The organism is Rathayibacter sp. RFBD1 (genome assembly GCF_002932915.1).
GTDB lineage: Bacteria > Actinomycetota > Actinomycetes > Actinomycetales > Microbacteriaceae > Rathayibacter.
In genome coordinates this window covers 38,993-61,567 of record NZ_PSWQ01000026.1, presented here as the reverse complement: position 1 = coordinate 61,567, position 22,575 = coordinate 38,993, and the positions used below count along the sequence as shown (strand labels likewise).

The following is a 22,575-nucleotide window of genomic DNA, read 5'->3' as shown; positions in this document are numbered from 1 at the left end:
ATGGGGGGATGACCTCGACGCTGCTCGACCGCATGCCGACGCCCGACGCGGACGGGCGCGTCGACGACGACGCGGTCTACCTGGCCTTCACCGAGTGGGCGGAGTCGCGCGGCCTCCCGCTCTACCCGGCGCAGGACGAGTCCATGCTCGAGATCGCCTCCGGCTCCAACCTGATCCTCTCGACGCCCACCGGCACCGGCAAGTCGCTCGTCGCGATCGGCGCGCACGCCGCGGCGCTCGCCTCCGGGCGCCGCAGCTTCTACACGGCGCCGATCAAGGCGCTCGTCTCCGAGAAGTTCTTCGCGCTGGTCGACGTCTTCGGCGCCTCCAACGTCGGGATGGTCACCGGCGACTCCTCGGTGAACGCCGACGCGCCGATCATCTGCTGCACGGCCGAGATCCTCGCGAACCTCGCGCTCCGGCACGGCGAGGACACCCCGGTCGACCAGGTCGTGATGGACGAGTTCCACTTCTACGCGGACCCGGCGCGCGGCTGGGCCTGGCAGGTGCCGCTGCTCACCCTCCCTCACGTGCAGTTCGTGCTGATGTCGGCCACCCTCGGCGACGTGACGGCGCTCGCCGCCGACCTCAGCCGCCGCACGGGCCGGGAGACCGCCCGGGTCACCGGCGTGGAGCGCCCGGTGCCGCTGCACTACTTCTACGAGATCGCTCCGATCCACGACTCCATCGAGGAGCTGCTCTCGACGAACCAGTCGCCGGTCTACGTCGTGCACTTCTCGCAGGCGGCCGCTCTCGAGCGCGCGCAGGCGCTCACCAGCGCGAACATCGCCACCCGCGAGCACCGCGACCGCATCGCCGAGGTGATCGGCGGCTTCCGCTTCACCACCGCGTTCGGCAAGACCCTCTCCCGGCTGCTCCGGCTGGGGATCGGCGTGCACCACGCGGGCATGCTGCCGAAGTACCGCCGCCTGGTCGAGCAGCTCGCCCAGCAGGGCATGCTGCGCGTGATCTGCGGCACGGACACCCTCGGCGTCGGCATCAACGTCCCGATCCGCACCGTGCTGCTCACCGCGCTGACCAAGTACGACGGCACCCGGACCCGCCAGCTCTCGGCCCGCGAGTTCCACCAGATCGCCGGCCGCGCCGGTCGCGCGGGGTACGACACCGCCGGGACCGTGGTCGTGCAGGCCCCCGAGCACGAGTCCGAGAACCGGAAGGCTCTCGACAAGATGGGCGACGACCCGAAGAAGCGGAGGAAGTGGGTCGCCAAGCGCGCGCCGCAGGGCTTCGTCAGCTGGGGCGAGCCGAGCTTCCGCAAGCTCGTCGACGCCGAGCCCGAGACGCTGACCTCGCACATGACGATCACGTCGGCGATGCTGCTGAACGTGATCGCCCGCGGCGGCGACGCCTACGCGAACGTGCACGCCCTGATCTTCGACAACCACGAGCCGTGGAAGCGGCAGCTGCAGCTCGCCCGCCGGGCGCTCGGCATCTACCGGACGCTGCGGGAGGCGGGCGTGGTCGAGCAGAGCGTCGGCGCCGACGGCGTGACCCGCATCCGCCTGACCGTCGACCTGCAGCCGAACTTCGCGCTCAACCAGCCGCTCTCGCCGTTCGCGCTGGCCGTGTTCGACGTTCTCGACCCGGAGTCGCCGAGCTTCGCGCTCGACGTGATCTCGGTGCTCGAGGCGACCCTCGACGACCCGCGCCCGATCCTGGGGGCCCAGCAGTTCCAGGCCCGCGGCGAGGCCGTCGCCGCGATGAAGGCCGACGGGATCGAGTACGAGGAGCGGATGGAGCTGCTCGAGTCCGTCACGCACCCCAAGCCGCTCGAGGAGCTCCTCGAGGCGACCTTCGAGACCTACACCGCGGCGCAGCCGTGGGTGAAGGACTTCGAGCTCTCGCCGAAGTCGGTCGTGCGCGACATGTACGAGCGGGCGATGTCCTTCGGCGAGTACACCGCGTTCTACAAGCTCTCCCGCTCGGAGGGACTGGTGCTGCGCTACCTGTCCGACGCGTTCCGCGCGGCCCGGCAGACCATCCCCGACGAGCTGAAGAACGAGGAGCTGCACGACCTGATCGAGTGGCTGGGCGAGCTCGTGCGCCAGGTCGACTCCTCGCTGGTCGACGAGTGGGAGGAGCTGGTCAATCCGGCGCTCCACGCGGCGGACCAGGCGATCGTGCCGCCCGCTCCGCGCCGCCTCACCGCGAACCACCGCGCCTTCCGCGTGCTGGTGCGCAACGAGATGTTCCGCCGGGTGACCCTCGCCGCCCTCGACGACCACGAGGCGCTCGGCGAGCTCGACGCCGCCGCCGGCTTCGACGCCGACGCGTGGGGTGCCGCGCTGGACGACTACTACGACGAGCACGACAGCATCGGCATCGGGCCCGACGCCCGGGGGCCGAAGATGCTGCTCGTCACGGAGGAGCCGACGCAGTGGCTCGTGCGGCAGATCCTCGACGATCCGGCCGGCGACCACGACTGGGGGATCTCGGCGACCGTCGACCTCGCCGAGTCGGACGAGCAGGGTGCGGCCGTCGTCCGCGTCACCTCGGTCGGCCGCCTGGACTGATCAGCGGCCGCGCTTCTCCCGGCGCTGCATCTCGGCGGCGATGTCCGCCTCGGTGATCTCCTTGCGGGCGGGACCCCAGATCGACGCGGCCTGGCCGACGACGCCGATCCCGATCCCGATCATCGGCCAGATCGGCCAGAAGTAGCCGTCGGCCCCTGTGCCGACCCAGACGGCGGTCGTGATCGCCGAGACGCTCGCCCATCCGCCGAGCGATCCCAGGAAGTCGCGGCGCCGCTTGACCTCGCGCACGGCGAGCGCGCGCTCGGCGTCCTCGACGCGGGCGGTCTCCACCTCCTCGCCGGAGGCGGCCGCCGGGACGACCTCCGCGGACCGGTCTCGCCGGGCGGACGGATCCGGAGTTCCCCACTCGTTCGTCATGCGGCAAGCCTACGCACGGGCCGTCGGCAGCGGTACGCGGGCTTCAGGCGGCGGTACGCGGGCTCAGGCGGCGGTCGCCTGCTCCGGCTGGCAGTGCGGGCACCACCAGGTGCGGCGCTGCTCGGGGTCGTCGAGGACCTCGTCGCGGACGAGCACCGTCGTGCCGCAGCGCAGGCACGGGCGCCCGGCGCGCCCCGCGACCCAGTGCCGCTCGCCGCGGCGGGTGTCACCGGTGGTGGTCTGGAACATCCCGGGGATGGTGACGGAGGCGCGGAGGCCTCTCGCCGCGGTCGCCACGAGGGCGCGGACGTCGAGGGAGCCGATCGGCCGCCAGGGCCAGACCCCGCGGAGGAAGCAGACCTCGTTGGCCCAGAGGTTGCCGAGACCCGCGAGGCAGCGCTGGTCGAGGAGTGCGGCGACGACGGGCCGGTCCGGGAGGCGGGAGAGGCGCCGGACGGCCTCGTCGGCGTCCCAGTCCGCGCGGAGCGGGTCGGGCCCGAGGTGCCCGACGGCGCGCGGCTCGTCGCGGGTGGCGAGGAGCTCGACGACCGGGAGGTCGATGCCCCACACGGTCGAGTCGTCGTCGAGGCGGAGGCGGACGCGGACGTCCTTCTGCACCGAGCGGGGGACCGCTCGGCCGGGAGCGGTCACGGTCCAGGAGCCCTGCATCCGCAGGTGGGTGTGCAGGGTCGTTCCGCCGGAGAAGCGGGTGAGGAGGTGCTTGCCGTGGGTGTCGTGCTCGAGGATCCTCAGCCCGGCGAGGGAAGTGCCGGCCGCGTCCCCGGAGCGCAGCTCGCCCTCGAGGACGGTGCGGCCGTCCGCCGCCCGCCTGAGGCGGGCGGCGAGACGGTGCACACTGTCTCCCTCGGGCATCCCCGAACTCTAGGAGCCGGAGCTCGTCGAGGTCAGGGGTCGCGCGGGATCAGGCGCCGCGGTACGCCTGCTTGTAGACGCGCTCGGTGCCGTCGGGCGCGGTGACCTCGATGGTCGCCGTGCCGGCCTTGATGGGCTTGAAGACGGTCACGGTCTTGACCGTGAACGACTGGCCGGGCTTGACCGTCTTCTTCGTCTTGCTGCCGTACGCCGTCGTGATCTCGATCGAGACCGTCTCGTCGCCGTTGTTCACCGCCGACACCGTCAGCGTCCGCACGACGGCGAGGCGCTTGGTGGAGGCGGTGGTCGCGACGTCGATGACCGTGACGGGCTCGGGCTCCGGGTCCGTCTGGGTCTCGGGCAGGTCGAGGCCGACGACGACCGGGTCGTGGTCGCTGGAGCGGTACGCCGAGGTGTCGTAGAAGATCGTCGCGTTGTAGTCGTAGCGGCTGTACTCCAGTGCCACGGACTCGCCGCTGTTGATGTTCCAGGTGTCGACCCCGGTGACCGTCCTGTCGGCCGCGGGCGAGGCGAAGACGTGGTCCAGCGAGCCGACCGCGCCGTCGAACGAGTACGAGTACTTGCCGTCCTTCGCACCCTGGTCGATGTAGCCGGCGTCGGTGATCACCTTCACCGGGTCCTCCTTCGAGTAGGCGTTGAAGTCGCCCAGCAGGTAGACGAGCTCGGTGGCCTTCTCGGTGCGGAGGCGGTCGGCGAAGGCGACGAGGGCGGTCGCCTGCTTCACGCGCGAGGCGTTCGAGGCGCCCTGGCCGTCGCCCTGGTCGGCGTCGGCGCCGGATCCGGAGCCCTTCGACTTGAAGTGGTTCACGATCGCGACGAACTCGCTGGCGCTGTCGCCGAGGAGGCGGAACTCCTGGGCGAGGGGCTTGCGGGCGTTCGAGAAGTTCACCGTGTCGTTGAGCACGACCGACTCGCCGACCGGCTCGATGACGGCCTTCTTGTAGATGAAGGCGGTGCGGATGACGTCCTCGTCCGCGAGCGCGGGGAGCGCTGCGGGGGAGGGTACGTAGGCCCAGACCTCGGAGCCGGCCGCCGTGTTCAGCGCGGCGGTCAGGGTGGCGAGGGCCTCGTCGCGCGGCTTGCCGAACTTGGCCGAGTTCTCGATCTCCTCGAGCGAGACGACGCCCGCGCCGAGGGTGTTGATCGCGGTCACGATCTTGGCCTGCTGGCGCTCGAGGTCATCGGCGTTCGCCGCTCCGCGGGCGTCGCAGCCGCTGTTGACCGTGACGGGGTCGCCGTCGCGGTCGGTGTAGAAGGTGCAGCCGGTGATCGAGTCGCCGGTGGTGGAGAAGTAGTTGAGCACGTTGAAGGACGCGATCGAGAGGTCGCCGCCGACGGCCTCGGGCTTCGCGGTCCGGGTGTTCGCGAAGGTCGCGGGCTGCACGTCGCCGGCGTTCTCGACGGTCAGCTGCGTGGTGGGCTGGAAGGCCCAGCCGCCGTTGCGGTAGTCGAGGACGACGGGGCGGGTGAAGGTCGCCGGAGCACCCACGCGGATCGGCGCGGTGGTGGTGAGGTAGGGCAGCGGGATCGCCTTGTTCGCGGCGGCGCCGAGGAAGTTGATCGAGGCGCCGTCGTCGAGGGTGATCGCGCGGGCGGCGTTGTCGGCGACGACGGCGGCGAGCTCCGGCGAGCCGGGGCGGGCGACCTCGGTCGGCGTGAGCAGCGGGGACGTGCCGGCGGCGAGGCCGACCGAGCCGAAGCTGTTCAGGTCGAAGGTGTCGGTGGCCGTGTAGGCGCCCTGCGGAGCGATCAGCATGCTCTCGAGCACCTCGCGCTCGGCGGCGGTGCGGGGGAGCGCGACAGCGGCCGGGACCGGCGCTGCGGCGGCGCCGTCGAGCTTCACGACGGTCGCGGCCGAGGTCGGGGTGAGCTCGGTCAGGCCGTTGTACTCGCTCACCTCGCCGGTGATGCGCAGGTGGTCGCCGATCGCGACCGACCCGACGGAGGCGGAGGAGAAGACGAAGACGGCGTCGGAGGCCGTGCGCGAGCTCTCGCCGCCGGTGCCGGGGGTCTGGATGACGTAGCCGTTGTAGCCGCCGGACGGGTAGCGGGCGGTGACGACGCCGGAGGTGGTGACGGTGCTGCCGACGAGCGGCGACGCGTCGCCGGTGCCCTGGATCTCCGCGATGGAGACGGCCGGGATCTCGGCCGGCGGGGTCGTCGGGGGAGTGGTCGGCGGGGTCGTCGTCGGCGGCGAGGTGGGCTCGGGCTCGGATCCTCCGCCCGCGGCCTGCGGGGTCGGTGCGCCGAGCGCGAAGTCGGCCGAGTTGACGTCGGTGTCGCCGGTGGCGGTGTCCGCGCGGGCGATCGTCTGGGTGAGGGAGGGCACCGTGGCGACGGACGACTCGAAGGTGTTCGAGGTGCCGTAGCCGACGAGGTCGATCACCGCGTCCGGCTGGGCGGCGGCGCCGGTGGGCGGCGCCACGAGCGCCGAGGTCCCGTCGACGAGGAAGAGGGTGCCGCCCGCGGCGGCCATGTTGAGGCCGTTCGCGCTCTGGTCGGGCGTCGGCAGGGCCGCGCCGTTGGTGCCGTTGCTGGCGCCGGCGAGCAGGAAGTGGCCGCCCGCGGGCACCGAGCCGGTGAGCGGCACGGTCGTGGTGGGGTTCGCGGTGCCGGTCGCCGAGCGGTACTGGATCGAGAGGCCGCCGAGGGCGATCTCGGCGGCGGTGGGGTTGTAGAGCTCCACGTAGCGGTTGCTGAACGCGGCACCGGCGGAGCCTCCGCGGGCGAAGACCTCGCTGATGACGAGCTCGTCGCCCGAGGGCGCGGCCGCGGCGGAGGTCGCGACCAGCGGAGCGGCCGCCAGGGCCAGTCCGGTCAGGGCCGCCAGGCCGAGCCCGCGCCTCCGGCGGCGGTCGGGCGGGGTGGGAGAGTCGGGCATGATGGTCCTCTCGATCGCCGCTCGGAAGAGCGGTCGCAGCGTCGTCGCCGCGCGGCGCGGCCGGCGCACCCCCGGAAGGGGCACGCATGGTCACGCTATGCAGTGCGAGTGCCCGGCCTGTGAACCGGACGTTTCATGAACGTAAACTCATCCACCGACATCGGGGCGCGCGGGTGCCGCTCGCGGCGCGTTCGCGGCTTCGCGGGCCACACTCGTCGGATGATCTCCTTCGAGCTGGCCCGTGCCCTGCGCACGGCGGGCGTGCGCTGGACGCCCCGCACCGGTGACCGCTTCCGCATCGAGCGGGAGGGCTTCGACGGCGACGTCTTCACCGTCAGCGACATGACCATCGAGGCGCACGAGTACCCGAGCGGGACCGTCCTCGGCTTCAACGGCACCACGGAATGGGCGCTCGACTCCGTCTCTCTGGAGGACTCGCTCTGGCTGCCGCGGGAGGACCAGCTGCGCGAGCTCCTCCGCGGGACCTTCCGCTCCCTCCGTCGCCTCGCGGAGCCGGAGGCGCGGTTCGCCGTCGAGGTCGAGCTCGGCGGGCGGGCGCGGACCTTCGAGGACGCGGCGGCCGAGAACGCCTATGCGGAGGCTCTGCTCGCGCTGGTCAGCTCGGTCGCGGTCGACCTCGACGACGTGGACGAGCTGGACGGGGCCGACGAGCCCGACCGGGCGGCCGAGCGGGCCTGAGGCTCCGTCCGACCCCGACCCGCCGCATCCGGCGGGGCTAGGACGCCGCCTTCTCCGCCGCCGCGGTCTTCTTCGGGGTCCGCTTCTTCGCAGGCGCGTCGGCGCCCTTCTCCGTGTCGGCCTTCCTCGCCGCGGGCTTCTTCTTCGCGGCGGTCGTCGCCGGAGCCTTCGCCGCCTTCTTCGGGGCGGGCTTCGTCGCGGCCTTCTTCTCGGCGGGGGCCTCCTCCGCCGGCGTCCCCTTCGCCCCGCGGCTGCGCTCGACCGAGCGCTTGAGCGCCTCCATCAAGTCGAGCACCTCGCCGCCGCCCTCCTCCTCCGGCGCCTCGCCGAAGGTCGCGGCGGTGTCGAGGGCGTCGCCCTGCTCGATCTTGGCGTCGATCAGCGTGCGCAGCTCCTCCTGGTACGCGTCGTGGAACTTCGCGGCATCGAAGTCCTCGGAGTAGGAGTCGACCAGGTGCGCCGACATCTCGAGCTCGCGCGCCGCGATCCGGGTGCTGCCCTCCAGCGACGGGAACTCGACCTCCCGCACCTCGTCCGCCCAGAGCAGGGTCTGCAGCATCAGGAGCTTGCCGCGCACGCGCAGCGCGGCGAGGCGGGTCTTCTGCCGCAGCGCGAACTCGACGATCGCGGTGCGGTCCGTCTGCTCGAGGGTGCGGCGCAGCAGGACGTAGGCCTTGGGGGAGGAGGAGTCGGGCTCCAGGATGTAGGCGCGGTCGAACATGATCGGGTCGACCTGCTCGCTGGGCACGAACTGCACGACGTCGATCTCACGGTCGCGCTCCTCCGGCAGCGCCTTGAGCTCGTCCTTGGACAGGACCACGGTGCGCTCGCCGTCGTCGTAGGCCTTGTCGATGTGGTCGAAGGTGACGACCTCGCCGCAGATCTCGCACTTGCGCTGATACCGGATCCGTCCGCCGTCCTTGTCGTGGACCTGGTGCAGCGGGATGTCGTGGTCCTCGGTCGCGCTGTAGATCTTCACCGGCACGTTGACCAGGCCGAAGGTGATCGCGCCCTTCCAGATGGCTCGCATGCGCCCAGTGAACACCGTGTCCCCCGGCCGCCGGAAGCCCTGTCGGACGTGAGGGAGCCCCCGACCGTCGAAGGGACCCGCCGCAGCTCGACGGTCCGGGGTCCCCTCAGGGCGGAACGACGGAGCCGCCCGGTCGTCGCGGAGCGACGGCCGGACGGCTCCGGGGCGGTGGCGGCTAGCCGCGCTCGGCGCTCCGGCGGCGCAGCGCGGCGAGCAGGAGCCCGCCGACGCCGCCGGCGATCAGCAGTCCGCCGAGGCCCAGCGGCAGGCCGACGTCGGCTCCCGTCGAGGCCAGGGGCGGGCGGCCGCCGGGGTGCGGCGCCACGGCGGTCGGCGTGCTGCTCGGGGTGGGAGCGGCCGTCGGCGCGGTGGTGGGCGCGGTCGTCGGGGCGACGGTCGGCTGCGCGGTCGGAGCGACGGTCGGCTCGGCGGTCGGGGCCACGGTGGGCTCCGGCGTCGGGGTCGGCGTGGTCGGGTCCTTCTCGGCGTCGATCGCGGAGGTGTCCGCGGCGAACGAGGCGGTCACGAAGGCGATGGCCTTCGACGTGATGCCGAGCGCCTCCTGGTTGATGTTGTCGATGTCGTCGGCGGCGGAGTGGTAGTTCGGGTCGTGCGTGATGCCGGCGGTGCCGCCGAACAGCGCGACCTCCTCCTCCGTCTTGACGTCGTCGGCGCCGGTGAAGACGCCCGAGGACGGGATGCCGACCGAGATGAAGCCGTCGTAGTCGCTGCGGCCGTCGAACGCGGTGTCGATCCAGGGCTGGTCGATCGAGTCGAAGTAGTCGGTGAACGCCTTCTCGGTCGCGATCGAGCCGGCGGGCACGTCCACGGGGGCCTCGTAGGTGGACTGGTCCGCGTCGTAGACGGAGATCACGTAGTTCGGCGAGGCGACCATGTCGAAGTTCATGTAGGTCGCGATCTTCGAGGCGTCGTCCTCCGTCAGGGAGTCGACGTAGGTGTAGGAGCCGACCAGGCCCACCTCCTCGGCACCCCACCAGGCGAAGCGGACCGCGTTGGTCGTGTCGCCCGCGGCGGCCAGCTGCACGGCCGTCTCGAGCAGCGTCGCGGATCCGGAGCCGTTGTCGTTGATGCCGGGGCCGGCGGGCACGCTGTCGAGGTGCGCGCCGAGCATGACCACGTTGTCGTGGTCGCCGCCCGGGGTCTCCGTGACGATGTTGAAGGTCTCCACCTCGGTCGTCGTCTGGTCGATGAGGACCGAGACGCTCGCGGGGAGTGACGCCAGCAGCGCCTGACCCTCGGCCTGCGTGACGCCGACGCCGGGGACGGCGGCCTCGTCCTGTCCGCCGAACGTCCCGTTGAGTGCGTCGCTCGGCGCGTTGTCGTAGATGATGATCGCGGCGGCGCCGGCGGCACCGGCGGCGACCGACTTCTCGAGGAAGCTGCAGGAGCCGCGGCTGACGAGCGCGACCTTCCCGGTGGCGTCGAGGCCGGTCCAGGCGTCCGTGGTGCAGCCGAGCGGATCGACGGGGGCGATGAGCTCACCGGTCACGCCGCCCTCGGGCGTCGACGGAGTGAACTCCATCGGGGTGCCGACGGCGCCGGTCCCGGTGGTCAGCGTGAACGCGTCGATCGTCTGCGTCGCGGTGGTGAAGTCCTGGCGCTGCGTCGTGTAGCCGGCGCCCGCGAGGACCTTCTCCACGTACTCGCCGCTCAGCTCGTAGCCCGGGGTGCCGATCGCGCGGGTGCCGCCGTTGGCGTCCGCGATCGACTGGAGCGCCTCCAGGTGGGTCATGATGCCGTCGACCGTGACGGTGTCGGCGAAGTCGACCGGCTCGACGGCGCTCGCCGTCGGCGCGAAGGCGAAGCCGGCGACGAGGGCGCCCGCTCCGATCATCGCGCTCGAGCCGATCAGCGAGCGGCGTCGGCGGCCGCTCGGGGTGTTCGTGGTGGTTCGCGCCACTGGGGCTCCCTCTCCTCGAGAACGGGCCGCCGCGTCGGCGGCCCCGACGCGCACCTCCCGAAGACTGGGAGGGGATCGCGTCCTCTGCGAGGGTATTCACAGGAAACGGTGCGGCCCAGTCCCCCCTGCCAGATTTCATCCGCACGAAACACGGACCGGGTCGGCGAGCGGATCAGGCCGTCGCCGGGCTCTCGGCCCACTCGCGGAGCATCGCGAGCGTCTCCTCCGGACGGTCGCGGTGGGGGCTGTGACCTGCGCCGGCCACGACCGCGTACCGGATGCGCGGATTCGCGCGCAGCACCAGGGCGGCGAGGGAGGGAGGGAGCAGCGTCTCGACCTGCGGATCGCCGGCCAGCACGAGGACCGGCGGGCGGAGGCCCGGCAGGTCCGCCAGCAGGTCCCACGGGTCGTTGTCGTCGATCGTCGCGGCGACCGCGGCCGGATCGGCGGCCCGCACCGCGGCGAGCTTCTCGGCCCGGTCCCGCTCGTCCCAGAGCGGCTGCGCGACCGCGAGCTCCTCGGCCGAGACCGAGAGACCGGCGAGCTCGCCCGCGCGGACGGCGGCCCGCTGCTCCGGGGCGAGCCGGAGCACCGGGTCCAGCAGCGCCAGGCGCCCCGCCCAGCCGGACTCGCGGGCGGCGGCGCGCACCGCGACCGCTCCGCCGAGCGAGTGCCCGACGACGAGGTCGAACGGTCCGCGCGCGAGGGCGTCGTCGGCGTAGGCGTCGTGGCGGGCGGAGCCGCCGCGCGGCCCGTCGCCGTGTCCGCGCAGGTCGGGAGCGGAGACGCTCCAGCCCGCCGCGGTCAGCTCGCGGCTCAGCCGCCACCAGGTGCGGCCCGAGCCGCCCAGGCCGTGCAGGAGCAGGACCCTGCCCGCCGTCATCGCCGGAGCCTCAGTCGAAGCGCGGGTCGCGGCCGGTGCGCTCACCGGTCGCGAGCCCGGCGATCGCGGCGAGGTCCTCGTCGTCGAGGGCGAAGCCGAAGACGTCCAGGTTCTCGCGGATCCGCTCCGGCGTCACCGACTTCGGGATCACGACGACGCCGAGCTGCACGTGCCAGCGCAGCACCGCCTGCGCCGGCGAGACGCCGTGCTTCGCGGCGACGCGGGCCAGGGCCGGCTCGTCGAGGAGGCGCCCGCGGGCCAGCGGCGACCACGCCTCGGTGACGATCCCGTGGGCGGCGTCGAAGGTGCGCAGCTCCTCCTGGGGCAGCCGCGGGTGCAGCTCGACCTGGTTGATCGCGGGCACCACTCCCGTCTCGTCGAGCAGGCGCTGCACGTGCTCCTCGGCGAAGTTCGAGACGCCGATCGAGCGGGCCCGCCCCTCGCTCTGCAGGCGCTCGAGGGCACGGTAGGTGTCGACGTAGCGGTCGCGCGAGGGGATCGGCCAGTGCACGAGGTAGAGGTCGACGTAGTCGGTGCCGAGCAGCTCGAGGCTCCGGTCGAAGGCGGCGAGCGTCTCGTCGAAGCCGTGGTCGTCGTTCCACACCTTGGTCGTCACGAAGACCTGCTCGCGGGGGAGGCCGCTCGCGCGGATCCCCTCGCCGACTCCGCGCTCGTTGCCGTAGAGGGTGGCGGTGTCGACGTGCCGGTAGCCGGCCTCCAGGGCGACGGCGACCGTGCGGGCCGCCTCCTCGTCGCCGATCTTGTAGACGCCGAGCCCGAGCTGGGGGATCGCGCGGCCGTCGTTGAGGGGGATCAGGGGGACGCTCATGCCTCCCATGCTGGCATGCGCCTCAGACGCTCCAGTCGAGCTCGCCGTGCGGTCCCACGTGCACGTCGTCCTCGATCAGCGCCGCGAGACCGGCCACCCCGAAGAGGAGGCGCCGCTCGGCGCGCTCCGCGTCGCTGCGCTCGTCGATGCCGCGCACGGCGAAGTGCACGTCGTGGCCCGCCTGCAGGCCCTCGACGCCGAGTCGGCCTCGGAGCGCGCGCACGGGGCGCCGGCCGATGCCGAGTCCGCGCCAGAGGGAGCCCGTCTCGAGGACCACCGCCGTCTCGGAGGCGACGACCCCGTGCTGCTCGCGGTGCGCGGTGAGCTGCCACCCGTAGCCGAGGTGGTGCAGGCGGGTCGAGTGCGGGCCGCGCCAGGCGTGCGAGGACTCCTCGCGGCGGAAGTAGACGGGACTCGGGCGGAAGGACCCCTGCCAGAGCGCGGCGGCGAGCTCGGTGCACCACTCCGGGGTCTCCGGATCGGACCAGGGGTCGAGGAGGTCGGTCCGGGCGGCGGCGCGCCGGTGCTCGCGCACCAGCTCCTCCGCGTCCTCCCGCAGTCCCATGCCGCCCCCTCGCCGTCGTGGGCCTTCACCCTAGGGTGCCCGACAGGCGCCGGACAACCGGGTTGGCGTCCTAGGAGGGCAGGGTGACCGGCTCGGTGTCGGGGAGCGGGCTGGCGTCGCGCCCGCGGAGATCCGGGTGGTACCGGCGGCCGAGCAGGGGCACCAGGAAGCCGACCAGGGCGAAGGCCGCGGCGACGACGATGGCGGCGGTCGGCCCGGCCTGGTCGATCTGCACGCCGGCGATCGCGGAGCCCAGCGCCGCGCCGATCAGCTGACCGGTGCCGACCCAGCCGTAGGCCTCCGCCGTGTCCGAGAAGCGCACGCTCGAGGCGGTGATCGCGAACAGCGCCGCGAGAGCGGGGGCGATGCCGATGCCGGCGAGGAACAGCGTGACGCACAGCCACCAGAAGTCGGTCGAGACCGCCGCCAGGCCCATGCCGACCGTGACGATCAGCATCCGCCGCGCGGTCGCCCACCGGCTGATCGGGATGTGGCCGAGGGCGAGGCCGCCGACCAGGGACCCCGCCGCGAACACGGCGAGCACGACGCCCGACTCGACTCCGCCCTCGCCGAACACCGCGACCACGCCCGCCTCGACCGCCGAGCAGGCGCCGATCAGGAGGAAGCCGACGACCGTGGCCAGCAGCACCGGGGGCTTCGTGAGCACCACGCCGAGGCGGCGCTTCGAGCGCGGGATGCGGACGCGGCCCACCTCGGGCGAGGCGATGAACCAGATCCCGCCGCCGATCAGGAACGCGGCGGCCGTCAGGATGCCCGCGACCGTCGACACCTGGATCGACACGAGCGTCGCCAGCACCGGGCCGAGCACCCAGATGATCTCCTGCGCGGAGGCGTCGAGCGAGAAGAGCGGGGTCAGCTGCGAGCTGGTGACCATCTTGGGGTAGATGGTCCGCACGGCCGGCTGCACCGGCGGCATGCTCAGGCCGGCGATGAATCCGATCACGACGAACTGCCACACCTCGAGCGGGAGCACGGCCATCGCGATGATCGCGCCCGCGCAGACCACGAGGGTGATCGTCAGCACGCGGCGCATCCCGAGCCGCCCCATCAGGCGGCTGGTCAGCGGCCCGGCGATGGCCTGCCCGATCGACATCGAGCCGAGCACCAGGCCGGCGGCGGCGTAGGAGTGGTGCACCCGCTCCACGTGCAGGAGGAACGCCAGCGAGAGCATCCCGAACGGGAAGCGCGCGGTCAGCTGCGCGAGGATGATGCGCCCCACCCCGGGGGTCTTCAGGAGATCGGTGTAGCTGCCCACCGGACGACACTAGCGCTCCGGAGGGGACTGCGGTTCGTCGAGGGAGACCGCTGCCCGAGGGTCCCTCGACGGGTCGCGGTTCCCTCGGCGGAGGGGCGCGTCAGCCGGCCAGCACCTTGCGGATCCGCTGCAGCGACACGCTCTCGGCGGTGCCGAGCGACTGCGCGAAGAAGCTCACCCGCAGCTCCTCGATCATCCAGCGGGCGCGCGCGATCCGCTCCGGGGCGTGCGCGGGCAGCGGCACGACGCCGCCTGCCGAGCGGTAGAGCTCCTGGGCCGCCTGCACCTCGTTCAGCCAGACGCGGTCGCGCCCGACGTTCTCGGCGATCTTTCCGAAGCGCTCGGTGATCCCGCCGAGGTAGCGCGGGAGGTGCCGCAGCCGCTCCACTCCGGTCGCCGAGACGAAGCCCGGGTAGACCAGGCCGGAGAGCTGCTCCCGCGCATCCGTGAGGGCGGGCAGGAGCGCCATGCTCGTCGAGGCCTTGAGCGCCTTCTCGACGCCCCGGGCGGTGGTGAGGATCGTCGTGACCGTCTTCACGGTCTCGAACATCGCGTCCATGACGCTCGCCGAGACCCGGTCGCGCACGGCGTCGAACTCGGCGCGGAGGAAGAGCATCCCGTCGGGCTTCATCCGCCAGAGGACCGCGTCGACGCAGGCGAGCAGGCAGTCGGTGAAGAGCGCGGTCGTGTTCTGGTACGGGCTCTGCGCGAGCACGAGCTTCTCGTTCGAGGTGAGGTGCTGCTGCACGTAGGCGACGGGGCTCGGCGTCGCGAGCAGGAGGAGGCGGCGGACGCCTCTCGGGTGCTCGCGCGCCTGGTCCTCGGCCGTGGCCAGCAGGCGGATCGAGACCGAGTCGCCGTCGTCGATCAGGGCGGGGTAGGCGCGGATGGTGTTCCCGCCCTGCCGGGTGTCGGTGACGCGGGGCAGCTCCGGCATGTCCCAGGTCTTCAGGCCCCGGCGCTCGAGCGCGTCGGGGACCCGGGCCTCGACCACGCGGGCGACCTCGTCGCGGACCCGACCGCGCAGGCGCTCGGCCAGCGGGGCGAGCTCCTTGCCGGCGGCGACCGTGCGCCCCCGCTCGTCGGCGACGGCGAAGGTGACCCGCAGGTGCGAGGGGATGCGCTCGAGGTCGAAGTCCTCGGGCTGCACCACCACGCCGGCCTCGCGGCGGATCGCTCCGGCCAGGGTCGCCGCGAACGACTCCGTCGGCGGGTTCGGCACGTCGTGCGGCAGGGACGCGGTGAGCTTGCGCGCCCAGTCGTTCGCGGGCACCACGTTCCGGCGCAGGTGCTTGGGCAGCGCCTTGATCATCGCGGTGACCAGCTCGGCCCGGAGTCCCGGCACCAGCCAGTCGAAGCCGAGGGGCGTCACGCGGGGCAGGAGCGCGAGCGGCACGTGCACCGTCACTCCGTCCTCCTCCGTCCCCGGCTCGAACCGGTACGAGAGGCGGAAGCGCTGGTCGGCCTGGCGCCACTGCGTGGGGAACGCGGTCTCGTCGATCTGCTCCGCGTCCTCGGGGAGGAGCGTCTCCTGCGTCATCGTCAGCAGGTCGGGCTCGTCGTGCTGGGTCGTCCGCCACCAGGAGTCGAACGAGCGCACCGAGGTGATGTCGCGGGGGAGTCGGCGGTCGTAGAAGTCGAACACGGCCTCGTCGTCGACGAGCAGGTCGCGACGGCGCGTGCGCTCCTCCAGCCGCTCGAGCTCGGCCCGCAGGGCCCGGTTCTTGCGGTCGAAGGCGTGGCGCGACTCCCACTCGCCCTCGACGAGGGCGTGCCGGATGAACAGCTCGCGGGCGTACGAGGCGTCGATCCGCGAGAACTGGACGCGGCGGCGGGCGATGATCGGCACGCCGTAGAGCGTGACCTTCTCGTAGGCGACGGCCGCGCCCTGCGACTTCTCCCAGTGCGGCTCGCTGAACTGCCGCTTCACGAGGTCGCCCGCGATCGCCTCGGCCCAGGCCGGATCGATCGCGGCGTTCGAGCGGGCGAAGAGGCGGCTGGTCTCGACCAGCTCGGCGCTCATCACCGCGTCGGGGAGCTTCTTGGCCAGGGCACTGCCGGGGAAGATCGAGAACTTCGCGTTGCGGGCGCCGATGTACTGCACGTTCTGGCGCTCGCGGCTCTTCGCCGCGCGCTGCGCCTGCTGCGAGGTGGTGTCCTTGATGCCCAGGTGCGAGAGCAGGCCGGCCAGGAGGCTCCGGTGGATCCCGTCGGGGTCGACCTTCGGCTCGCCCAGCTCGAGCTTGAGGGGGCGCGCGAGCTGGCGCAGCTGGCGGAACACGTCCTGCCACTCGCGCACGCGCAGGTAGTTGAGGTACTCGGCCTTGCACAGGCGCCGGAAGGCGCTCGAGGAGAGCTCCTCCTGCTTCTCCTCCACGTAGTTCCAGAGGTTCAGCAGGGTGAGGAAGTCGCTGGTGGGATCGACGAAGCGCGCGTGCTGCTGGTCGGCCTGCGCGCGGCGCTCGAGAGGGCGCTCGCGGACGTCCTGGATCGTGAGGCCCGCGACGATCGCCATCACCTCGCGGCTGACGCCGTGGAGGCGCGACTCGATCACCATCCGGCCGAAGCGCGGATCGATGGGGAGCCGAGCGAGGTCGCGCCCGATGCGCGTGAGCTGCGGCGCGGCCTCCAGCCCCTTGCGCGGGACGCCGCTCGAGTGCGCGCTCGGCGGCGTGCCGCGTACCGGGGCGGCGTCTCGTGGAGCAGCGGAGGCGGCGGAGGGGGAGCCGGGGACGCGGAGGGCGCCGAGCTCCGTGAGCAGGTCGAGGCCGTCCTTGATGCCGCGGGAGTCGGGCGGAGTGAGGAACGGGAACGAGGCGATGTCGCCCAGTCCGAGCGAGATCATCTGCAGGATGACCGCGGCCAGGCCCGTGCGCAGGATCTCGGGATCGGTGTACTCGGGGCGGCGGAGGTAGTCCTCCTCGGAGTAGAGGCGGATCGCGATGCCCGCGCTGGTGCGTCCCGAGCGGCCGGAGCGCTGGTTCGCGGAGGCCTGCGACACCGCCTCGATCGGCAGCCGCTGCACCTTCGAGCGCGCGCTGTAGCGCGAGATGCGGGCCGTGCCGCCGTCGATCACGTAGCGGATCCCGGGGACGGTGAGGCTCGTCTCCGCCACGTTGGTCGCGAGCACGACGCGGCGGCGGACGCCGGGGGTGCGCCCCTTCTCGAAGACGCGGTGCTGATCGGCCGCCGACAGGCGCCCGTAGAGGGGGAGCACCTCGGTGCCCGGCAGGTTCCGGCCCCGGATGGCGTCCTCGGCGTCGCGGATCTCGTTCTCGCCCGAGAGGAACACCAGGACGTCGCCCGGATCCTCGCGCGCCAACTCGGCCAGGGCGTCGGCGATGCCGGTCATCAGGTCGCGGCTGCCGCTCGTCGCGTCGGGGACGTCGGTGTCGTCGTCCTCCTCCGGTTCCTCGGCGACCAGCGGGCGGTAGCGGATCTCGACCGGGTAGGTGCGGCCGGAGACCTCGATGATCGGCGCGGGCTCGCCGGCGGCGTCGGCGAAGTGGGCCGCGAAGCTCTGCGGGTCGATCGTCGCCGAGGTGATGATCACCTTCAGGTCGGGGCGCTGCGGCAGCAGGCGGTGCAGGTAGCCCAGGAGGAAGTCGATGTTGAGGCTGCGCTCGTGCGCCTCGTCGATGATGATCGTGTCGTACCGGCTGAGCATCCGGTCGTGGTTCATCTCGTTGAGCAGGATGCCGTCGGTCATCAGCTTGATCCGCGTCGAGGCGGACGCCTTGTCGGTGAACCGGACCTGGTAGCCGACCAGCCCGCCGACCTCGTCGTCGAGCTCCTCCGCGATGCGCTCGGCGATGGTGCGCGCGGCGATGCGCCGGGGCTGCGTGTGCGCGATGCTCTCGCGGCCGAGCTCCAGGCAGATCTTCGGCAGCTGGGTCGTCTTGCCCGATCCGGTCGCGCCGGCGACGATGACCACCTGGTGGCCGCGGATCGCGGCGGCGATGTCCTCGCGCCGCGCCGACACGGGGAGTTCGGGCGGGTAGCGGATGCTGAGCACGTCTGACATGAGCCCTCCATCCTACGCCGCGTGCGACAATGCCCTGTCTCGTGAAACATCGCGGGCCACCCTGCCCGGTCGGGCGCTCCGGCGCCGGTCGACCGCGGCGCACGATCCCGTGGAGCACCCCGATGAATCCGCAGTCCCTGCTGGTCGTGCTGAACATCGTGCTGCTGCTCTTCGCGATCCGGGGCGTGCTGTCGAACCCGAGGCTCTCGAAGGTCGCGAAGGTCTCCTGGGTGGCGTTCATCGTGATCGCGCCGTTCATCGGCAGCCTCGCCTACCTGGCGGTGGGCCGTCGCGGCGGGAGCGGCGGAGGCGGCACGGTCGTGCGCGGCACGGAGCGGCCGTCGGGCTGGTTCTTCGAGCGCTGAGCGGTCGGGTGGCCCTACGGCGGGGGAGACCCGCGGACGTCGGCGCTCCGCGGACCTCCTGACCCTCCGACCCGCGGCAACCCCCTCACCGCAGGCTCCGCCCGCGTCTAGCGTGGAGCGCATGGCCGATCGTCTGCGCTCCAGTGTCAGCCCCTACCTCCGCTCGCACGCGGACAATCCGGTCGACTGGTTCCCCTGGAGCGAGGAGGCGTTCGCCGAGGCGGTGCGCCGCGACGTCCCGGTGATGGTGTCGATCGGCTACTCCACCTGCCACTGGTGCCACGTGATGGCGCGGGAATCGTTCTCGGATCCGGTGCTCGCCGCGCGGCTGAACGCGGACTTCGTCGCGGTGAAGGTCGACCGCGAGGAGCACCCGGACGTCGACACGGCCTACCTGACGGCCGCGAGCGCGTTCACCCGACAGCTCGGCTGGCCGCTGACGGCCTTCGCCACCCCCGCCGGCGAGACCTTCTTCGCCGGCACCTACTTCCCGCCGCGCGCCGTCGGCGGCGTGCCCGCCTTCTCGGACGTCCTCGACGCGGTCTCGGAGGCGTGGCGGCTGCGGCGCGACGAGGTGCAGGCGACGGCGGGCGGCTTGGCCGCGGCCCTGCGCGAGGCGACCGCGGCGCTGCCCGCCGACTCCGCGCTGCCCGGCGACGCCGAGCTCGACGGCGCCGTCCGCGCACTCGAGGACGAGGAGGACCGGGTGCACGGCGGTCTCGGCGGCGCCCCGAAGTTCCCGGTGGCCCCCGTGCTCGGGTTCCTGGCCTCGCGGCCCTCGGGAGCGGCGCTCGCCGAGCGCACGCTGCTCGCGCTGGCCGCGTCCCCGCTCCGCGACCGCGACGGGGGTTTCTTCCGCTACGCGACGCAGGCCGACTGGAGCGATCCGCACTACGAGCGGATGCTGTACGACAACGCGCAGCTGCTGGACGTCGCGGCCGTCCTGCTCGGGCACGACGGCGCCCGGGTGGAGGAGCTGACCGGGATCGCGGAGGGCGTCGCCGCGTTCCTCCTGAACACTCTCGAGCGGCCGGGCGGCGGCTTCGCATCGGCGCAGGACTCGGAGAGCATCGTCGACGGCCAGCGCTCGGAGGGCGGCTACTACCTCGCCGAGGACCGGTCCCGCCTCGCGCCTCCCGCTCTCGACGAGAAGGTCGTCACCGGCTGGAACGGCCTGGCGATCCGCGCGCTCGCCCGCGCCGGACGCGTGCTCGGACGGGAGGAGTGGATCGACGCCGCCCGGCGCGCGGCGGACGCGGTGCTGCAGCGGCACCTCGTCGACGGCCGCGTCGCGGTGCGCGCCTCCCTCGACGGTGCCGTCTCGGCGGCCCGCCCGGCGCTGGAGGACCTCGGGATGCTGGCCGGCGGGCTCCTCGAGCTCGCCCTGGCGGAGGGCCGTCCGCGCTACGCGGTCGTCGCGCGCACCCTGATCGACGGCGCGCTCGACGCGGCCGACGGCCCGCTGCCGTTCGCGCTGCCCGGGGGAGGGGACCCGGCGCTGACCGCGCGGGGACTCCTGCTCGCGGCCGATCCCTCCGAGGGCGCCTACCCCTCCGGCCTGTCGGCGACGGCGGACGCGGCGCACGAGCTGTACCTGCTCACCGGATCGCAGCGCTACCGGGAGGCGGCCGAGGCGGTCGTCGCCTCGATCGCTCCGGGCGCGGTCCGCCGGCCGATGGGCTTCGGCGCCGTGCTCGGGCTCGCTTCGCGGCTGGCTCGCCCGGTGCGGCAGCTGGTCGTCGTGGGCCCCGGCGCGGCGGAGGCGGTGCAGGGCGCGCGGTCCGCCGGGATCAACGTGCTGGTCGGCGTGTCCGACGAGGGCGCCCGGGACTGGGCGGACGCGGGCTTCGAGCTGTTCGAGGGGCGGATCTCGCGGGAGGGGCTGCCGACCGCCTACTCCTGCGAGGCCTTCGTCTGCGCCCTGCCGACGACCCGCCTCCCGGAGGAGCTGCTCACGCGGCCGTGACCACCAGCGGCGCCTCGGGGTCGGCGGCCCACTCGTTGAGCGAGCCGTCGTAGACGACCGCCGTGCGGACTCCGAGCACCGCCAGGGCGAGCGCATCGGCCGTCGCGGCGATCCCGCCGCCGCAGTAGAGGACGATCCGCTCGGCCTGGAGAGCGTCTCCGAACAGCGACCGCAGCCGCTCCGGCGGCAGGAGCGTGTTGTCGGCCCGGTCGACGAGCCGCCCGGCGGGGACGCTCCGCGAGCCCGGCAGGTGTCCGAGGCGGGGTCGGCGCCCCTCCTCCCCGGTGAACTCCTTCGGCGGGACCGCGCAGACCAGCGCCCCGGGAGCCTCGCCGCGCACGACGCTCTCGACGCCGGCCTTGTCGATCCAGAGCGGCCGCTCCTCGCGCACGCTGATGCCGCCGCTCACGGCGGGCTCGACATGCCCCGTCTCGATCGGGCGCTCCTCCCGCCGCCAGGCCGGGAGCCCGCCGTCGAGCACCGCGACGGCGTCGTGCCCGGCCGAGCGCAGCAGCCACCACAGGCGCGAGGCCCACTGGCCGACCGCGGAGTCGTACACGACGACCACCGAGTCGTCGTCGATGCCGAGCGCGGCCGTCGCGGCGGCGAAGCGCTCCGGGTCGAGCCGGGTGAAGGGCAGGGGAGCCGCCGGATCGGACAGCTGCTCGAGCAGGTCGCCGAACACGGCGCCGGGGACATGCCCCTCGAGAAGGTACTGCTCGTCGCCGCTCAGGTAGCCGGGCCGCCCGTCGAAGCCGGGCACGAGCAGCACGCTGGCGTCGACGACGACGAGGTGCTCGCGGCCGAGCTGGTCGGCGAGCCACTGGGTCGAGACGATCGGCCGGGCGAGGTACGGGGCGGAGGAGGTGCTCACCCGCCCCACGGTAGGCGCGACCGCCGACATGTGCGCCCCCGTGCGTCACGCACGGTCACGGACGCCACGGGCGCTCAGCACTCGATGACGTTGACCGCGAGGCCGCCCTCGCTCGTCTCCTTGTACTTCGACGACATGTCGATGCCGGTCTGGCGCATCGTCTCGATGACCGCGTCGAGCGAGACGCGGTGGTCGCCGTCGCCGTGCAGCGCGAGGCGGGCTGCGCTCACCGCGGTGGAGGAGGCGATCGCGTTCCGCTCGATGCACGGGATCTGCACGAGGCCGCCGACCGGGTCGCAGGTCAGTCCGAGGTGGTGCTCCATCGCGATCTCGGCCGCGTTCTCGACCTGGCGCGGACTGCCGCCGAGCACCGCGCAGAGCGCTCCGGCAGCCATCGCGCAGGCCGAGCCGACCTCGCCCTGGCAGCCCGCCTCCGCACCGGAGATCGAGGCGTTCGTCTTGCAGAGCGAGCCGATCGCGGTGGCGGTGAGGAGGAAGCGGCGCAGCCCCGCGCGGTCGGCGCCCGGGACGAAGCGGAGGTAGTAGTGCCCGACGGCGGGGATGATGCCCGCCGCTCCGTTCGTCGGAGCCGTCACGACGCGCCCGCCTGCGGCGTTCTCCTCGTTCACCGCGAGGGCGAAGGCGTGGAGCCACTCCACCGAGGTCGCGCGGGCGCGGTCGAGCGGATCCTCCTCGAAGGCCTCGAGCCGCTCGCGGAGCACCGAGGCCCGGCGGCGGACGCCCAGGCCGCCCGGCAGCACGCCGTCGGTCGCCAGGCCGTGCTCGACGCAGGCGGCCATGGCGTCCCAGATCGCGTCGAGGCGGGCGTCGATGTCGACCCCGGGGTGCAGAGCGCGCTCGTTCGCGGCGGCGATCTCGGCGATGCCGGAGCGGGTCCGGTCGCAGGTCGCCAGCAGGTCGAGCCCGGAGACGAAGGGGTAGGGGTGCGGGGCCAGGGCAGCCAGCTCGGCACGCTCGCCCGCGCGCCGGATGAAGCCGCCGCCGATCGAGTAGTAGGTCTCCTCCCACACCGGCAGCGCGTCGTCGCCGACCCAGACGCTGAAGGTGAGGGCGTTCGGGTGCTCCGGCAGCCTCGTGCGCGGCTCGAAGACGACGTCGCCGCGCGTCATCGCGAGGCGCTGCTCGCCGGCCAGCAGGATCGTCCCCTCCGCGTCGAGGCGCTGCCATGCCCCGCGCACCAGCGCCGGGTCGCACGTCTCGGGGTCCAGGCCGGCGAGACCGGCGACCACCGCGTCGGGGGTGCCGTGGCCGATCCCGGTGGAGCCGAGCGAGCCGTAGAGGGTGCATCCCACCCGGCTCACGCGGCCGAGGAGCCCGGCGTCGCGGATCCGCTCGGCGAGGGCGAGGGCGGCGCGCATCGGTCCGACGGTGTGCGAGCTGGACGGGCCGATCCCCACGCTGAACAGGTCGAGGACGGAGACGTAGGCGCTCATCC

16 protein-coding genes are annotated in these 22,575 nt (G+C 73.1%); 4 read left to right on the top strand and 12 right to left on the bottom strand.

From position 1 onward, the window contains the following. Nucleotides 1-8 precede the first annotated feature (8 nt). Nucleotides 9-2,534: an RNA helicase gene (locus C5D50_RS15190; RefSeq protein WP_104250621.1), complete on the top strand. Its 2,526-nt coding sequence runs from the start codon at nucleotides 9-11 to the stop codon at nucleotides 2,532-2,534. Here C5D50_RS15190 and C5D50_RS15185 read toward each other — a convergent pair whose 3' ends face one another. From C5D50_RS15185 to C5D50_RS15175, 3 genes are all read right to left on the bottom strand, one after another. Continuing rightward, entirely contained in the window at nucleotides 2,535-2,912 is a 378-nt protein-coding gene (locus C5D50_RS15185) for a 2TM domain-containing protein (RefSeq protein ID WP_104272851.1), read from the bottom strand. Between the two features lie 63 nt (nucleotides 2,913-2,975). Further along, nucleotides 2,976-3,785 (bottom strand): DNA-formamidopyrimidine glycosylase family protein, encoded by an 810-nt coding sequence (locus C5D50_RS15180; protein ID WP_104247347.1) that lies wholly within the window; start codon nucleotides 3,783-3,785, stop codon nucleotides 2,976-2,978. Nucleotides 3,786-3,834: 49 nt separating this feature from the next. Continuing rightward, on the bottom strand, nucleotides 3,835-6,687 hold the full coding sequence (locus tag C5D50_RS15175; RefSeq protein WP_104283874.1) for an ExeM/NucH family extracellular endonuclease: 2,853 nt from the start codon (nucleotides 6,685-6,687) through the stop codon (nucleotides 3,835-3,837). A gap of 219 nt (nucleotides 6,688-6,906) precedes the next feature. On the opposite strand from C5D50_RS15175, the gene C5D50_RS15170 reads away from it, so the two are divergent. Beyond that, nucleotides 6,907-7,386, top strand: a complete 480-nt coding sequence (locus C5D50_RS15170; RefSeq protein ID WP_258062657.1) for a pilus assembly protein CpaE — start codon at nucleotides 6,907-6,909, stop codon at nucleotides 7,384-7,386. A gap of 37 nt (nucleotides 7,387-7,423) precedes the next feature. Here C5D50_RS15170 and C5D50_RS15165 read toward each other — a convergent pair whose 3' ends face one another. The 7 genes from C5D50_RS15165 to hrpA all read right to left on the bottom strand — a co-directional run bounded on the left by C5D50_RS15165 (nucleotide 7,424) and on the right by hrpA (nucleotide 17,914). Beyond that, entirely contained in the window at nucleotides 7,424-8,416 is a 993-nt protein-coding gene (locus tag C5D50_RS15165; protein WP_104283873.1) for a Ku protein, read from the bottom strand. Nucleotides 8,417-8,591: 175 nt separating this feature from the next. Continuing rightward, a complete protein-coding gene (locus tag C5D50_RS15160) occupies nucleotides 8,592-10,337 on the bottom strand; it encodes a M28 family peptidase (RefSeq protein ID WP_104283872.1) in 1,746 nt (581 codons plus the stop codon). A gap of 172 nt (nucleotides 10,338-10,509) precedes the next feature. Beyond that, nucleotides 10,510-11,220 (bottom strand): alpha/beta fold hydrolase, encoded by a 711-nt coding sequence (locus C5D50_RS15155; protein WP_146086941.1) that lies wholly within the window; start codon nucleotides 11,218-11,220, stop codon nucleotides 10,510-10,512. Nucleotides 11,221-11,230: 10 nt separating this feature from the next. Continuing rightward, complete coding sequence (locus C5D50_RS15150; RefSeq protein ID WP_104260329.1) at nucleotides 11,231-12,049, bottom strand: aldo/keto reductase; 819 nt, start codon at nucleotides 12,047-12,049, stop codon at nucleotides 11,231-11,233. A gap of 22 nt (nucleotides 12,050-12,071) precedes the next feature. Continuing rightward, the gene (locus C5D50_RS15145; protein ID WP_104226914.1) at nucleotides 12,072-12,614 is read right to left on the bottom strand and encodes a hypothetical protein; all 543 of its coding nucleotides are present in this window, start codon (nucleotides 12,612-12,614) and stop codon (nucleotides 12,072-12,074) included. 70 nt (nucleotides 12,615-12,684) lie between these two features. Beyond that, complete coding sequence (locus tag C5D50_RS15140; protein WP_104226915.1) at nucleotides 12,685-13,890, bottom strand: MFS transporter; 1,206 nt, start codon at nucleotides 13,888-13,890, stop codon at nucleotides 12,685-12,687. A gap of 100 nt (nucleotides 13,891-13,990) precedes the next feature. After that, a complete protein-coding gene (gene hrpA / locus C5D50_RS15135; protein ID WP_104283870.1) occupies nucleotides 13,991-17,914 on the bottom strand; it encodes an ATP-dependent RNA helicase HrpA in 3,924 nt (1,307 codons plus the stop codon). A 122-nt stretch (nucleotides 17,915-18,036) separates the two neighbouring features. Here hrpA and C5D50_RS15130 point away from each other — a divergent pair, with 122 nt between their 5' ends. Both C5D50_RS15130 and C5D50_RS15125 read left to right on the top strand, forming a co-directional pair. Then, complete coding sequence (locus C5D50_RS15130) at nucleotides 18,037-18,279, top strand: PLDc N-terminal domain-containing protein (RefSeq protein WP_160033960.1); 243 nt, start codon at nucleotides 18,037-18,039, stop codon at nucleotides 18,277-18,279. Nucleotides 18,280-18,400: 121 nt separating this feature from the next. Continuing rightward, nucleotides 18,401-20,245 carry a thioredoxin domain-containing protein gene (locus C5D50_RS15125; RefSeq protein WP_104283869.1) on the top strand — a complete coding sequence of 615 codons (1,845 nt, stop codon included), beginning with the start codon at nucleotides 18,401-18,403 and terminating at the stop codon, nucleotides 20,243-20,245. Here the strand turns inward: C5D50_RS15125 and C5D50_RS15120 are convergent. Beyond that, a complete protein-coding gene (locus C5D50_RS15120; RefSeq protein ID WP_181137359.1) occupies nucleotides 20,232-21,119 on the bottom strand; it encodes a sulfurtransferase in 888 nt (295 codons plus the stop codon). The genes C5D50_RS15125 and C5D50_RS15120 overlap by 14 nt on opposite strands. A 74-nt stretch (nucleotides 21,120-21,193) precedes the next feature. Further along, the gene (locus C5D50_RS15115) at nucleotides 21,194-22,573 is read right to left on the bottom strand and encodes an L-serine ammonia-lyase (protein WP_104283867.1); all 1,380 of its coding nucleotides are present in this window, start codon (nucleotides 22,571-22,573) and stop codon (nucleotides 21,194-21,196) included. Nucleotides 22,574-22,575 lie beyond the last annotated feature (2 nt).